This window comes from Delftia sp. NA_296.1 (genome assembly GCF_052692095.1).
Genome location: NZ_JBQZGF010000006.1, coordinates 332,123 through 345,933, shown reverse-complemented (window position 1 = coordinate 345,933; position 13,811 = coordinate 332,123). Strand labels below are relative to the sequence as shown.

The window sequence follows — 13,811 nt, the reverse complement described above, 5'->3', positions numbered from 1 at the left end:
TCCTGATGAAACACCTTGGAGGGAAATGCTGCCACCGCCGTCCTGGCGACCGGTCGGCCCTACACTGGCGCATGCACGAATTCAGGGTGATGGTTGTCGGGGGATATGGCTTTTTCGGCAGCCGGCTGGTGCGCCGGCTGGCACGGCAGAAGGCGCTGCACATCGTGGTGGTGGGCCGCTCGGGCGCCAAGGCACAGGCCTTGGTCGATGCGCTTTTGCCCGATGCCCATGCCGGGCTGTCCGCCGTGGCGGTGGACGCCATGGACCCGGGGCTGCAGGCCCGGCTCCAGGAGCATGGCATCCATCTCCTCATCCATACCTCAGGCCCTTTCCAGGGGCAGGACCATCGCGTGGCACAGGCCTGCGCCCATGCGGGCGTGCACTACGTGGACCTGGCCGATGGCCGCGACTTCGTCGGCGGCATCACCGCCCTGCAAGCCGCTGCGCTGGCCCGGGGCGTGCTGCTGACCAGCGGGGCCAGTTCCGTCCCCGCACTGTCCACGGCGGTGGCCGATCGGCTGGCAGGCGGCATGGCCTGCGTGGATTCCATCGACATAGGCATCAGCCCCGGCAACCGCACGGAGCGCGGCCTGTCCACGGTGGCCGGCATCCTGAGCTACTGCGGCAAGCGCCTCGCGTCCGCTGGCCCGCAGCCGGTGTTCGGCTGGTCGGGCAGCTGGCGCCACCGCTATCCCGAGCCTGTGGGGGCGCGGCTGCTGTCGCCCTGCGATGTGCCTGATCTGGTACTGCTGGCACCCCGGTATGCGGGCAAGCCTGGCGTGCGTTTTGGCGCGGGGCTGGAGTTGGCATTTCTGCACAGGGGCATGAATGCCATGGCCTGGCTGGCGCGCCTGGGCCTGGTGCGCGACTGGTCGGTGCACGCCGCGTGGCTCAAGCGCGCGGCGGACTGCTTCAAGGACTGGGGCAGCGATGCGGGTGCCATGCATGTGTGCGTGCGTGGGCGGGACGCACAGGGCTTCGTGCAGGAGCGCGTCTGGGTGCTGGTCGCCGGGTCGGGCGACGGCCCCTATGTGCCCACGCTGGCCGCCTCGGCCCTGGCGCGGAAGCTGGCGGCAGGCCAACTGCCCGCCGTGGGCGCCATGCCCTGCATGGGCCTGCTGACCCTGGAGGATTTCGAGCAGGAGGCCCGTGGCCTGGACATCCGCATGAGGGAGATCCATCCATGAGCCGGAGGCTGTCCATGTACGAGCAGGCCATGGGCGAGCGCTTTGCCCGGCTGGACCCCGCCGTGCAGGCCTTCCACCGCCTGACGGGCCGCCATGAGCTCCATGGCTGGGTCCGCACCCAGGCGCCGCAGTCCCTGGCGGCCCGGCTGCTGGCGCTGTGTCTGGGCACGCCGCTGCGCGCCAGCGAGGGGCCCATCCGCTTCGCGCTGCATGCCCAGCCCCAGCGTGAGGTCTGGACCCGCCACTTTCCCGCGCAGATCATGCGTTCCAGCCTGCGCCTGCAGGACGGGCAGATCATCGAATCCTTGGGCGCAGCGCGGCTGAGCTTCGGGTTGGAGGCCGATGGCAATCGGCTGGTGATGCGCCTGCGCAAGTTGCGCTTTCTGGGCATGGCCTGCCCGGCCTGGCTGGAGCCGCGCATCGTGGCCGAGGAGCGCGGCGAGGGGGATCGCCTGCATTTCCACATCGAGGCAGCCGTGCCCTGGGTGGGCGTGGTCGCCAGCTACAGCGGGCATCTGCAATTGCCCACGGTGCGGCAAGACACTTCAGTGCCCAAGGAGGGCGAATCATGATTGTGGTGTTCGACGGCCAATGCCTGCTGTGCAATGGCTGGGTGCAGTTTCTGCTGAGGCACGACAGGCGCGGCAGGTTCCGCTTTGCCTCCATCCAGGGCGAGGCCGGCGGCAGGATGCTGGCCGATGCAGGCCTGCGGGTCGAAGGTCTGCAGACGCTGCTGCTGGTGGATGGGGACCGTTCCTGGCAGCACACGGACGCCATCCTGCGCGTGCTCCATGGCCTGGGCTGGCCCTGGCGGCTGGCATGGGCGGCGTGGCTGATTCCCCGCCCCCTGCGCGATGGGCTGTACCGCTGGCTGGCCCGCAACCGCTACCGCTGGTTTGGCCGCAGCGCGCAGTGCATGGTGCCCGATCCGCAGGTGGCCGCGCGCTTTCTGGACTGAGCGGCTGCGGCCCGCCTGCACGCAGACGTCCACCAATCATTTCTGCTTTGCATATGCGGCAGGCGTGTTTGCGCCAAGCGGAGTCGGCCCTTAGGCTGGCGCGCTTTGCCAGCACCATGTCCAGCCCTGCCACAAGCTCCCCTTCCCAATCCGGCGCATTCGCCACTTCCCCCCAATCCGCCACGGCGTTGCACCGTGCCACGCCCGCCACGCTGGCGGCCGTGCTGGAGCAACTGCCCCCGGCCCAGGCCCGATGGGCGCGCGCCGCAGGCTTTGATGCGCAGCCGGGCCGCATCCTGCTGTTGCCCGGCATGCAGGCTGAAGTGCAGAGCGAAGGGCAGGGCGAGGGCACTGCCCTCGCTGGCGTGCTGGTCGGCGTGGACCCGGACCAGCCGCTGTGGCAGCTGGCCGGCCTGCCGGCTGCGCTGCCGGCCGGCACCTACACGCTCACCGATGCGGATGAGGCTCAGAGGCCGCATCTGCTCCTGGGCTGGGCACTGGGCGCGTTGCCATCGACCCGCCAGGCGCGGCAGTCGGATGCGGCAACCGCTCCATCACTCGCTCAGCTGGTGGCAAGCCCTGATGAGCAGGCCGCCGTCGCGCCAATGGCCGCAGCCATTGGCGAGGTGCGGCGGCTGGTCAACCTGCCTGCCAACCAGCTGGGTCCCGAACAGCTGGCCCAGGCCGTGGCTGACCTGGCCGCGCGCCATGGCGCGCGCTACCGGCAATGGGTGGGCGACGAGCTGCCCGCCGCAGGCTTTGCCCTGGTGCACGCCGTGGGTCGGGCGGCGTCCCAGGCGTCCCAGGCGGCCCAGGCGGCCCAGGCGCCGCGCGTGGCCGAGCTGACCTGGGGCGATGCCGCGCTGCCCCATGTGGTGCTCATCGGCAAGGGCGTGTGCTTTGACTCCGGCGGGCTGGACCTCAAGCCCGCCGCAGGCATGCGCTGGATGAAGAAGGACATGGGCGGCGCCGCACACGCCCTGGCCCTGGCCGATCTGCTGATGCAGGCGGGCCTGCCCATCCACCTGAAGCTGCTGGTGCCTGCGGTGGAGAACGCCTTGGGTGCCGGCGCGCTGCGGCCCGGCGACATCATCGAGGCCGGTGACGGCCGGCGCGTGGAGATCGAGAACACCGATGCCGAAGGCCGGCTCCTGCTGGCCGATGCGCTGCACCACGCCATTCGCAGCGCGCCCACGCCGCCCGCGCTGCTGATCGACCTGGCCACGCTCACGGGCGCTGCGCGCACGGCGCTGGGGCCGGACCTGCCCGCGCTGTTCAGCAACCATGACGGCTGGGCCGATGCGCTGCTGGCCCAGGGCCGCGCGCAGGCCGACCCGCTGTGGCGCCTGCCCCTGTGGGCGCCTTACCGCCGCATGCTCCGCTCCGACCAGGCCGATCTGCTCAACGCCGCCAGCACGCCGCAGGGCGGCGCCATCACGGCTGCGCTGTTCCTGGAGAGCTTTGTGCCGCCCGAGCTGCCCTGGCTGCACCTGGACCTGTTCGCCTGGAATCTGGAGGAGCGCCCCGGCCGGCCCAGGGGCGGCGAGGCCCAGGGCCTGCGCGCGCTGTACGCCCTGCTGTCGCAGCACTTTGCATCTGCGCGCAGCGCATTTGCATAGGCGCAATCGGGCTTTGCGGCGGGCTGGTGGCTCCACACAATCGGCCGTCTGGTGCAGCCGGCGCGGCACCCGCCGCCGCCTTCCTGCGATCTTGTTCCGGCTGCCAGGACACTTCATGACCCAAAGACGCTTCCTGCCTTGCCTTTCCCCGCTGCGCACCCACTTGCGCACCCTGCGAACTTCCGCACTGCTTCCCGCCCTGGCCGCAGCCCTGCTGTGCGCACCGCCCGCCCAGGCCGAAACCCTGCGCTGGGCGCGCTCCACCGACGCATCCACGCTGGACCCGCATGCGCTGAACAACGGCCCCAACCACAACCTGCTGCACCAGATCTACGAGCCGCTGATCATCCGCACGGCCGATGGCAAGCTGCTGCCCACCCTGGCCACGTCCTGGGCGCTGACTGCCGACCCCTCGGTCTGGGAGTTCAAGCTGCGCAAGGGCGTGAAGTTCCATGACGGCAGCCTGTTCACGGCCGACGACGTGCTGTTCTCGCTGCGCCGCGCGCGCTCGGCCACCTCGGACATGCGCTCGCTGCTGACCTCGATCACCGACGTGACCAAGGTCGATGCCTTCACCGTGCACATCAGGACCAACGGGCCCAACCCGCTGCTGCCGGCCAGCCTCATCAACATCCAGATCCTGAGCGCCGCCTGGGCCAAGGCCCATGGTGCCGAGCAGCCGCAGAACGCGCTGGCCAAGGAAGAGAACTACGCCACGCGCAACGCCAACGGCACGGGGCCCTACGTCATCGCCTCGCGCGAGCAGGACACGCGCACCGTGCTGCGGCAGTTTCCCGGCTACTGGGGCAAGGGGCTGTTCCCGCTGGAGATCGACGAACTGGTCTACCTGCCCATCAAGTCCCAGGCCACGCGCGTGGCGGCGCTGCTGTCGGGCGAGGTGGACTTCGTGCAGGACCTGCCCATCCAGGACATTGCGCGCCTGAGCGCCGACCCGCGCTTTCGCATCAACCAGGCCGCCGAGAACCGCACCATCTTCCTGGGCCTGAACGTGGGCGCCGCCCCGCTGTCGCATTCCGATGTGAAGGACAAGAACCCCCTGGCCGACCTGCGCGTGCGCCAGGCCTTCCAGCTGGCCATCGACCGGCAGGCCATACAGCGCGCCGTGATGCGCGGCCTGTCCGTGCCCACCAACATCATTGCGCCGCCCTTTGTGCACGGCTACGAGAAATCCTTTGGCGCCGTGGGCAAGGTCGACCTTGTCCAGGCCAGGAAGCTGCTGGCCGACGCCGGCTATCCCAACGGCTTCGGCATCACCCTGCATTGCACGAACGACCGCTATCTGAACGACGAGGCCATCTGCCAGGCCATCGCCGGCTTTCTGGGCCGCATCGGCGTGAAGACCGCCGTGTCGTCCCGGCCGCTGGCCATCCAGACGGCGGCCATCAACAACCAGGAGACGGATTTCTACCTCTACGGCTGGGGCGTGCCCACCTATGACTCGGCCTATGTCTTCGACTACCTGGTGCACACGCGCGGCAAGAATGGCCGGGGCAACACCAATGCCACGCGCTACAGCAATGCCGAGCTGGACAGCCAGATCGTCTCCCTGGCCTCCGAGGGCGATGCGCGCAAGCGCGATGCCACCATCCACTCCATCTGGAGCACGGTGCAAAAGGAGCTGATCTACCTGCCGCTGCACGACCAGATCCAGACCTATGCCATGGTGCGCAAGTTCGACATCCCGGTGAATCCGTCGAACACGCCGTACTTCAAGCTGTTCAAGCAGCCCGGTGCGCGCCAGGCTGCGGTGGCCGGCGCGCAGTGATGCCCGCGCATTCATGAGCGCGATTGCGCAATCGCCGCACAGGTCTCAGCAATGCCTGCAGCCATCGCTCCTACGCTTGCACCCTTGTCAATGCAGGAGTGCAGGCGAATATGGACTGGATGGTGTTGGGGCTGCTGGCCGGCCTGGTGTTGGGGGCATATGACTTTCTGACCAAGCTGGCGCTGGGGGAAAAGTCCGTACTGGAGGTGGTGTTCTGGTGCTCGGCGCTGGGCGCGCTGCTGTGGCTGCCTTTCGTGGCGATGGGCGATTCCTCGTCCGCCGCGCTGGACCTGCGCCAGCAGATGCTGCTGCTGCCCAAGTCGCTGATGATGGTGGCCACCTGGGTGCTGTCGTACTACTCGGTGAAGGCCTTGCCGCTGTCCATCTCTGCGGGCGTGCGTGCCAGCGGGCCGCTGTGGACGGCGCTGGGCGCGGTGCTCCTGCTGTCCGAGCAACTGGGCTGGTGGCAATGGCTGGGGCTGGCGGTGTCCATGGCCTCGTACTACCTGTTCTCCCTGGTCGGCCGGAAGGAGGGCATAGGCTTTGGCCGCAATCTCTGGGTGCTGTGCATGCTGGCGGCCACGCTGCTGTCCTCGGCCAATGCCCTGTACGACAAGCACATTCTGGCCACGCTGCGCATGGACCTGGTTGCCGTCCAGGCCTGGTCTGCGCTGCAGCGCGGCGCCCTGGCCTTGCTGCTGTTGCCCTGGATCTGGCGCGGGCTGGAGCTGCGCAGCCTGCTGGGACGCAACTGGGCCGTGCCCGCCATTGCGCTGGCCTATGTGCTGGCCGAGTCCATCTACCTGGCCGCCGTGCAGATGGAGGGCGCGCAGATTGCCGTGATCTCGGTGCTGCGCCGCGCCAATCTGGTCATGGTGTTTGCGCTGTCGGCACGGTTCTTTGCCGAACGCCACCTGCGGCCCAAGGCGGCGGCCATGGCGGGCGTGCTGCTGGGCATTGCGCTGACCATGGCGCGCTGAGGGTGTGAGGGCGTGAACGTGTGAGCGTGCGAATCGTGAACGCGGGTGGCGGGCGGCGGTGCCCGGCTATCCGGCCTCGGCCGCCACCGCACGAATCCAGTCCATGACGGCCGCGCCATGGCGCGAGACCATGGCGCGCTCGGAAGCCAGCAGGAAATAGCTCTGGCTGCAGGGGATGGCCGTATCCGAGACGCGCACCAGGCTGCGCTCGGCCAGCAGGCGCTGGACCAGGGAGCGGCGGCCCAGCGCAATGCCTTGCAGGTTCAGCGCCGCTTCCAGCATGAAGCCCGTGTCCGAGTAGCTGAGCTGGCGCTGGGCTGCCGAGATGCGCAGGCCCGCGGCCTGCAGCCAGGGCTCCCAGGGTTGGCGGCTGTGCGAGAGCAGGTTGGCCCGCCGGAACAGCCCGGCCAGATCCAGGCCCTCGAACTGCTCCAGGTAGCGTGGCGCAGCCACGGCAAACCATTCGTCGTCCAGCAGGCGCTCGCAGTGGAATGCCAGAGGTGCCTGAGGCGCCTGGTGTGCAAAGCGGATGGCGATGTCCGCCTCGCCCTGCTGGAGATTGACGGTGCGCGTGGTCGGATCGATGGCGATGGACACCTCCGGGTGGCTGCGCTGAAAGGCCGTGAGCGACGGCACCAGCCGCAGCCGTGCGAACGAGGGCAGGGCGCTGATGCGCACCACGTCGCGCCCCTGCACCAGGCTGCCGAAGGTGGTCTCCAGCGCCTGCAGCGGGGCGCGGGTCTGCTGGTGCAGCCAGGCTCCCTCGGCGCTGAGCGTGACCACGCGCGTGGTGCGGTGGAACAGCGGGGTGCCCAGCAGCCTTTCCAGTTCGCGGATGCGGTGGCTGACGGCGCTGTCCGAAAGGTTCAGTTCTTCGGCCGCCTGCTTGAAGCTCTGGCTTCGCGCCACGGCATCGAAGGCGGCGATGAGGTGAAGGGGCGGGATGTTGCGCATGGCTGGCCGGCATCGTACTGGAGCCGGGCGCGCCGATGGCCGGTGCCTTCATCCGTGCTCTCATTTTTTGCAAACAGTGACCCCTGAAAACCGCCCATCTCGGACACGGCGCCCCATTCGCAGCGGACAATCGTCAGGCCAGGAATATGACGGGATTTCGACAATTCCCGCCGCCTGCTGGCCAGCCAAGGACTACCGCGCATGACAGAAGACCCCCGCCGAGATTCCCCCGCAGATGCCGCCCCCGCCGCCGCCCAGGCGCCGCAAACGGCCATACAGCTGCGCATCGGCACCGTCGCCAAGCTCAATCTCGCCGACTTCCAGAACGCCGTGCCCGCGCTGCTGGAGCTGGCCATCGTCAACGAGGGCGAGCTGCCGCTGCAGGCGCTGAGCCTGCATCTGGCCTCGGAGCCTGCCTTCATCAAGCCGCGCACCTGGCGCCTGGAGTCGGTGGCCGCGCACAGCACCTATGCGCTGACCGACCTGGATGTGGCGCTGGATGGTGCCTTGCTCGCGCGCCTGACCGAGGCCGAGCCCGCCGTGCTGCGGCTGGAGCTGCGCAGCGGCCAGCCGGCAGAGACGGTGCTGGCCCGGCACGAACACCCGCTGGAACTGCTGGCACGCAACCAGTGGGGCGGCCTGGGGCATTTGCCCGAGATGGTGACGGCCTTCGTGCAACCCAACGATCCGGCCGTGGACCGCATCCTCAAGGGCGCGGCGCAGGCGCTGGAGTCGGCGGGCAAGTCCGGCGCCATCAACGGCTATGAACAGGGGCCGCAGCGGGCCTGGGAACTGGCCTCGGCCATCTGGACCTCCGTGCTCCAGAAGAAACTCAACTACGCGCTGCCGCCGGCCAGCTTCGAGCATGCGGGCCAGAAGATACGCGGCGCTACCCAGGTGCTGGATGCGGGCCTGGCCACCTGCCTGGACCTGACGCTGCTGTTCGCCTCCTGCCTGGAGCAGGCGCACCTGAACCCGCTGCTGGTTTTCACGCGCGGCCATGCCTTCGTGGGCCTGTGGCTGGGCAGGCAGGAATTCTCGACCGCCGTGGTCGATGACATCACGGCCGTGCGCAAGCGGCTCAAGCTGCAAGAGCTGGTGGTCTTCGAGACCACGCTGGCCGCGCAAGGCCAGGCCGTGGCCTTCAGCCAGGCCATTGCCCAGGGCGCGCGCCAGCTGGCCGAAGAGCATGAGGACCAGTTCGAGCTGCTGGTGGACGTGCGGCGCGCACGCATGCAGCGCATCCGCCCGCTGGCGCTGGCCCAGCCGCAGGACGCCGCGCCCGAGGCCGGCGAAGGCCAGGCCGAGCCACGGCTCACCGTGGAGCCGCCGCCCGAACTCCTGGCGCAGGCGCAGACACGCGAAGTGCCCACCTCCCAGCTCGATCCCAAGGACAGGCTGGCGCGCTGGCAGCGCCGGCTGCTGGACCTGTCGCTGCGCAATGCCCTGCTCAACTTCAAGCCCGGCAAGAAATCGCTGCTGCTGCAGGTGGCCGCGCCCGCGCTGGAGGACGCGCTGGCCCAGGGCCAGGTGCTCAAGCTGCTGCCCAGCCCCGAGCTCATGCAGGGCAAGGACCCGCGCAGCCAGCCATTGCACGAGGCGCGCAGCCTGGAAGACCTGCGCGGCGCGCACGCCGAAGAGGCGCTGCAGCGGCGCGAGGTCTTCATCGACCTGGAGCCGCTGGAGCTGGACAGCCGCTTTGTGGAGCTGTTTCGCGGCGCGCGCAACGCGCTGCAGGAAGGCGGCGCCAACACCTTGTTCGTGGCCCTGGGCTTTCTGGTCTGGAGCCGGCCCGACAAGCCCGATGTGCGCGTGCGCGCGCCGCTGATCCTGCTGCCCGTCACGCTGGAGCGCAAGAGCGCGCGTTCGGGCTTCACGCTGCAGGCGCATGAGGACGAGCCGCGCTTCAACCCCACGCTGGTCGAGATGCTGCGCCAGGACTTCCAGCTGGAGCTGGGCGTGCCCGCAGGCGACCTGCCGCGCGACGAGGCCGGGCTGGACATCACCGGCATCTGGGCCCGCGTGCGCGAGGCGATCAAGGACGTGCGCGGCTGGGAGGTCAGCGAGGACGTGGTGCTGTCCATGTTCTCCTTCGCCAAGTACCTGATGTGGAAGGACCTGGCCGAGCGCGCCGACCAGCTGCGCAGCTCGCCCGTGGTCGCCCACCTGATCGACACGCCGCGCGAGCCCTATCGCTCGGAGATCGCCTTTCCCGACACGCGGCGGCTGGACCAGGAGTTCGCGCCGCAGCAGGTCTTCAGCCCGCTGCCGGCCGATTCATCGCAGCTGTCGGCCGTGATGGCCGCTGCGCGCGGCAAGGACTTCGTGCTCATCGGCCCGCCGGGCACGGGCAAGAGCCAGACCATTGCCAACCTGATCGCGCAGTGCCTGGCCGAGGACAAGCGCGTGCTCTTCGTGGCCGAGAAAATCGCCGCGCTGGACGTGGTCTACCGCCGCCTGCGCGAAGTGGGCCTGGGCGAGTTCTGCCTGGAGCTGCACTCCAACAAGAGCCGCAAGCTCGATGTGCTGGGCCAGCTGCAGAAATCCTGGGACTCGCATGGCCAGGTGGATGCCGAGGCCTGGGCCGCCAAGGCCAGCCAGCTCGGCCGCCTGCGCGAGCAGCTGTCGGCCTATGTGGAGCGCCTGCACCGGCGCCACGCCAACGGCTGGACCATCTACCGCGCCATTGGCGCCGTGGCCGGTGGCGAGGCGCTGCCGCGCCTGGGATTTCACTGGCCCACGCCCCAGGCCCATGACGAAGCGGGCCTGGCCCTTTTGCGCGAGACTGCGGGCCGCCTGCAGGCCAATGCCCAGGCCGTGGGCGCGCAGCATCTGAAGGACGGGCCGCTGGCCACGATACAGGCCAGCGACTGGTCCGTGCGCTGGCAGCAGCAGATGGTGGATGCTGCCCAGGCGCTGCACGATGCAGGCCAGGGCTTTGCCGAGGCGGCGCAGCAGCTGGGCCGGCTGCTGCGCATCGAGTGGCCGGCGCTGGGGCGCCAGGCGCGCTCGGCGCTGGGCGTGATCGCGCGCGCGCTGCCTGCGGCCGCAGGCCGCAACCTGGCTTTCTGCGTGCTGCCTGACGGCGCGCGCATTGGCGAATCCCTGCAATCGGGCCTGCAGCTGCTGGCGCAGCACGGTGATCTGTCCGCACAGATTCCGGCGCCCTGGCCGGCCGAGCTGCAGGCGCGCCTGGCCCAGGCGCTGGACCTGCTGGCGCAGCGCCGGCGCCTGCAGGCCGGGCTGGGCACCCCCTGGCCCGTGGCCCTGGGCGACGAGCTGGAGCGCGGCCTGCAGTGCATCGACGAGATCGGGGCGCTGCGCCAGGGCCTGTCCGTCAAGTACGGCGCGGGCGTGGGCCAGCTCAATGTCTCGCAGCTGCAGCGCGAATGGGCCAGGGCCGGCAAGTCCTTGTGGCCGCTGTCCTGGCTGGGCCGGCGCAAGGTGCGCGCGGCGCTGGAGGCCACCATCGAAGGCGCGGGCGAGCCGCGCGTGGCCGATGACCTGGCCGCCCTGGTGCGCATCCGGGGCCTGCGCGAGGAACTGGACCAGATCCAGCCCGGCGCCGCAGCCGACGGCCTGTGGGCCGGACACCGCACGCGCACCGACCATGCGCGCAGCGCCCTGAAGGCCAATGCGGCCCTGCTGGCCGCGCGCGCGCAGAAATCCTTCTCGCTCGATGGACTGGAGGCCGTGGCCGAAGGCCATGGCGGCGAGCGCTGGGCGGCCGAAGTGCAGCGCCTGCAGGCCCTGTACCAGATCGACCGCCAGCTCGATGGCTACCTGCCGCTGGCCGATGCCAGCCACGGCCTGTGGCGCGGCCTGGAAACCGATGCCCAGGCCTTGCAGGACGCGCTGGCCTTCGAGCGCGAGCGCCTGCAACTGACGCGGCGCGGCGGCCTGATGGCATCGCACGCCGCCGTGGCCCAGGGCCGCTGTGGCGCGGCACTGCAGCAGGCCCATGCGCAGCTGGCGGCCCGCAGCGCCATCGAGGAACAGCTGCTGGCGCTGGACGATCTGCGCTTGCGCTGCCCCGGCGTCTGGGACGGCCTGGACACGCGCCCGCAAGCCGTGGAGCATGCGCTGCGCCTGCAGGGATCGCTGCAGGCAGGGCTGACCGGGCTGGGCTGGCAGGAGGCCGAACTGGCCCAGGCACGCCAGGCCCTGCACCAGGTGCTGGCCTTGCGCAGCGCCGAGCTGGGCGAGGGTGCCGCAGTCGGCATGGCCTGCCAGCAGTTGCTGGACAGCCTGGCCGGCCTGCACGCGGCCATAGACCCTTTCAGCGCGGCGGCAGCCCATGGCGAGCCGCAGCAGCGTACCCTGGCCCAGCGCACGGCCGAGCAGCTGGCGGCCACGGCGGGCGGCGTGCTGGCCGGGCAGGGCGGCCTGCATGCCTGGTGCGCCTGGCGCAATGCCCAGGCCGCGGCCCGCGCGGACGGGCTGGGTGCGCTGGCCGACGCCATCGAGTCCGGCAGCCTGGAGCTGGCCCAGGCACCCCAGGCCTTCGAGGTCAACTACGCGCGCTGGTGGCTGGCGCTGGCCGTGGACGAGGACGAGGTGCTCAAGCGCTTCGTCTCTGCCGAGCATGAGCGGCGCATTGCCGACTTCCGCGCGCTGGACGATGAATTCACCTCGGTCACGCGCCAGTGGATACGTGCGCGGCTGTGCGCGGGCCTGCCGTCGGCCGACAGCATCCAGCGCAACAGCGAGTGGGGCATCCTGCGGCGCGAGATCACCAAGAAGCGCCAGCACCTGCCTCTGCGCCAGCTGCTGGAGCAGATCCCCTCGGCCGTGCTGCGCCTGACGCCCTGCCTGCTGATGAGCCCGCTGTCCATTGCCCAGTACCTGAGCGCCGAGACCAGCAACTTCGACATCGTCATCTTCGACGAGGCCTCGCAGATCCCCGTCTGGGACGCCATCGGCGCCATGGCGCGGGCCAGGCAGGTGGTCATGGTGGGCGACCCCAAGCAGCTGCCGCCCACCAGCTTCTTCGGCCGTGCCGACACCTCCGACACCTTCGACGACGACACGCAGGGCGTGGAAGGCGACATGGAAAGCATCCTGGATGAATGCCTGGGCGCCAGCCTGCCCACGCGCAACCTGTCCTGGCACTACCGCTCGCGCCATGAAAGCCTGATCGCCTTCAGCAACCACCGCTACTACGGCGGCGGGCTTGTGACCTTTCCCTCGCCCGTCACCGATGACCGCGCCGTCAGCTTCCACGCCGTGCAGGGCCGCTATGAGAAGGGCGGAGCCCGCATCAACCAGCCCGAGGCCAAGGCCCTGGTGGCCGACCTGGTGGCGCGGCTGCAGTCGCCGGGGTTTACGCAGTCGGGTGCCACCATCGGCGTGGTCACCTTCAACTCCGAGCAGCAAAGCCTGATCGAGGATTTGCTGGACGAGGAGCGCCGCAAGGACCCGGGGCTGGAGCCGTTTTTCTCCGATGCGCTGCTGGAGCCCGTCTTCGTCAAGAACCTGGAAAGCGTGCAGGGCGACGAGCGGGACATCATGTATTTTTCCATCACCTACGGGCCCGATATCTCGGGCGCCGTGTCCATGAACTTCGGCCCGCTCAACCGCGACGGCGGCGAGCGGCGGCTGAACGTGGCGGTGACGCGCGCGCGGCAGGAGCTGCGCATCTTCTCCAGCCTGCGCGGCGAGCAGATGGACCTGTCGCGCACCCAGGCGGCGGGCGTGCGCGATCTCAAGCACTTCCTGGAGTTTGCCGAGCGCGGCCCGCGCGCGCTGGCCGAGTCGCACCATGGCAGCCAGGGCGATTTCGACAGCCCGTTCGAGGCCAGCGTGGCCCAGGCGCTGGAGCGCAAGGGCTGGCGCGTGCACACGCAGATCGGCGCATCCTCATTCCGCGTGGACCTGGGCGTGGTGCACCCGGACCATGCGGGCAGCTACCTGGCGGGCGTGGAGTGCGACGGCGCCACCTACCACCGCTCGGCCACGGCGCGCGACCGCGACAAGCTGCGCGAGCAGGTGCTGCGCGGCCTGGGCTGGCAGATACTGCGCATCTGGTCCACGGACTGGTGGGTCAACCCGGGCGGCACGCTGGAGCGCATCCACGCGGCGCTGACCGCGCTGCTGGAGCAGGACCGGCGCAAGCGTGCGGCCGAGGTTGCCGAGGTTGCCGAGGTGCAGCAGGCGGCTGCAGTCGCCGGGGCAGAGCCAGCGCCAGAGACGCCTGAGGCGTCCAAGTCCTCCGAGGCCTCCGCGTCCTCCGTGTCCTCTGAGTGGCCCGAGGCATCCGTGGAGGATGGCGAGGCGCAGAAGGCTTGAGGAAACGGGTCTTGAGAAGACGGGGCGTGAGAACGCCGG

At 69.9% G+C, this 13,811-nt stretch carries 8 protein-coding genes; 7 read left to right on the top strand and 1 reads right to left on the bottom strand.

All coding sequences use genetic code 11. The features are described from left to right. The first annotated feature begins 71 nt into the window (after nucleotides 1-71). The 6 genes from ACUTR7_RS17535 (at nucleotide 72) to ACUTR7_RS17510 (ending at nucleotide 6,530) form a co-directional block, all read left to right on the top strand. Entirely contained in the window at nucleotides 72-1,187 is a 1,116-nt protein-coding gene (locus tag ACUTR7_RS17535) for a saccharopine dehydrogenase family protein (protein ID WP_034395709.1), read from the top strand. After that, nucleotides 1,184-1,759, top strand: a complete 576-nt coding sequence (locus ACUTR7_RS17530; protein WP_445609410.1) for a DUF4166 domain-containing protein — start codon at nucleotides 1,184-1,186, stop codon at nucleotides 1,757-1,759. The genes ACUTR7_RS17535 and ACUTR7_RS17530 overlap by 4 nt, the downstream gene beginning before the upstream one ends. Continuing rightward, nucleotides 1,756-2,145 carry a thiol-disulfide oxidoreductase DCC family protein gene (locus ACUTR7_RS17525; protein WP_013801838.1) on the top strand — a complete coding sequence of 130 codons (390 nt, stop codon included), beginning with the start codon at nucleotides 1,756-1,758 and terminating at the stop codon, nucleotides 2,143-2,145. Before ACUTR7_RS17530 ends, ACUTR7_RS17525 begins: the two co-directional genes overlap by 4 nt. A gap of 116 nt (nucleotides 2,146-2,261) precedes the next feature. Continuing rightward, nucleotides 2,262-3,764 carry a leucyl aminopeptidase family protein gene (locus tag ACUTR7_RS17520; protein WP_445609409.1) on the top strand — a complete coding sequence of 501 codons (1,503 nt, stop codon included), beginning with the start codon at nucleotides 2,262-2,264 and terminating at the stop codon, nucleotides 3,762-3,764. Nucleotides 3,765-3,879: 115 nt separating this feature from the next. Further along, entirely contained in the window at nucleotides 3,880-5,550 is a 1,671-nt protein-coding gene (locus ACUTR7_RS17515; RefSeq protein ID WP_445609408.1) for an ABC transporter substrate-binding protein, read from the top strand. 110 nt (nucleotides 5,551-5,660) lie between these two features. Next, on the top strand, nucleotides 5,661-6,530 hold the full coding sequence (locus ACUTR7_RS17510) for a DMT family transporter (RefSeq protein ID WP_313235883.1): 870 nt from the start codon (nucleotides 5,661-5,663) through the stop codon (nucleotides 6,528-6,530). A gap of 66 nt (nucleotides 6,531-6,596) precedes the next feature. On the opposite strand, the gene ACUTR7_RS17505 is transcribed toward ACUTR7_RS17510, so the two are convergent. Further along, nucleotides 6,597-7,484, bottom strand: coding sequence for a LysR substrate-binding domain-containing protein (locus tag ACUTR7_RS17505; RefSeq protein ID WP_445609407.1), 888 nt, complete (start codon nucleotides 7,482-7,484; stop codon nucleotides 6,597-6,599). Between the two features lie 201 nt (nucleotides 7,485-7,685). On the opposite strand from ACUTR7_RS17505, the gene ACUTR7_RS17500 reads away from it, so the two are divergent. Next, the gene (locus tag ACUTR7_RS17500) at nucleotides 7,686-13,772 is read left to right on the top strand and encodes a DUF4011 domain-containing protein (protein WP_445609406.1); all 6,087 of its coding nucleotides are present in this window, start codon (nucleotides 7,686-7,688) and stop codon (nucleotides 13,770-13,772) included. Nucleotides 13,773-13,811 lie beyond the last annotated feature (39 nt).

Bases quoted from the DNA above. Each gene is read 5' to 3' on its own strand.
- ACUTR7_RS17535 (WP_034395709.1), top strand. From the start codon at position 72: ATGCACGAATTCAGGGTGATGGTTGTCGGGGGATATGGCTTTTTCGGC.
- ACUTR7_RS17530 (WP_445609410.1), top strand. From the start codon at position 1,184: ATGAGCCGGAGGCTGTCCATGTACGAGCAGGCCATGGGCGAGCGCTTT.
- ACUTR7_RS17525 (WP_013801838.1), top strand. From the start codon at position 1,756: ATGATTGTGGTGTTCGACGGCCAATGCCTGCTGTGCAATGGCTGGGTG.
- ACUTR7_RS17520 (WP_445609409.1), top strand. From the start codon at position 2,262: ATGTCCAGCCCTGCCACAAGCTCCCCTTCCCAATCCGGCGCATTCGCC.
- ACUTR7_RS17515 (WP_445609408.1), top strand. From the start codon at position 3,880: ATGACCCAAAGACGCTTCCTGCCTTGCCTTTCCCCGCTGCGCACCCAC.
- ACUTR7_RS17510 (WP_313235883.1), top strand. From the start codon at position 5,661: ATGGACTGGATGGTGTTGGGGCTGCTGGCCGGCCTGGTGTTGGGGGCA.
- ACUTR7_RS17505 (WP_445609407.1), bottom strand. From the start codon at position 7,484: ATGCGCAACATCCCGCCCCTTCACCTCATCGCCGCCTTCGATGCCGTG.
- ACUTR7_RS17500 (WP_445609406.1), top strand. From the start codon at position 7,686: ATGACAGAAGACCCCCGCCGAGATTCCCCCGCAGATGCCGCCCCCGCC.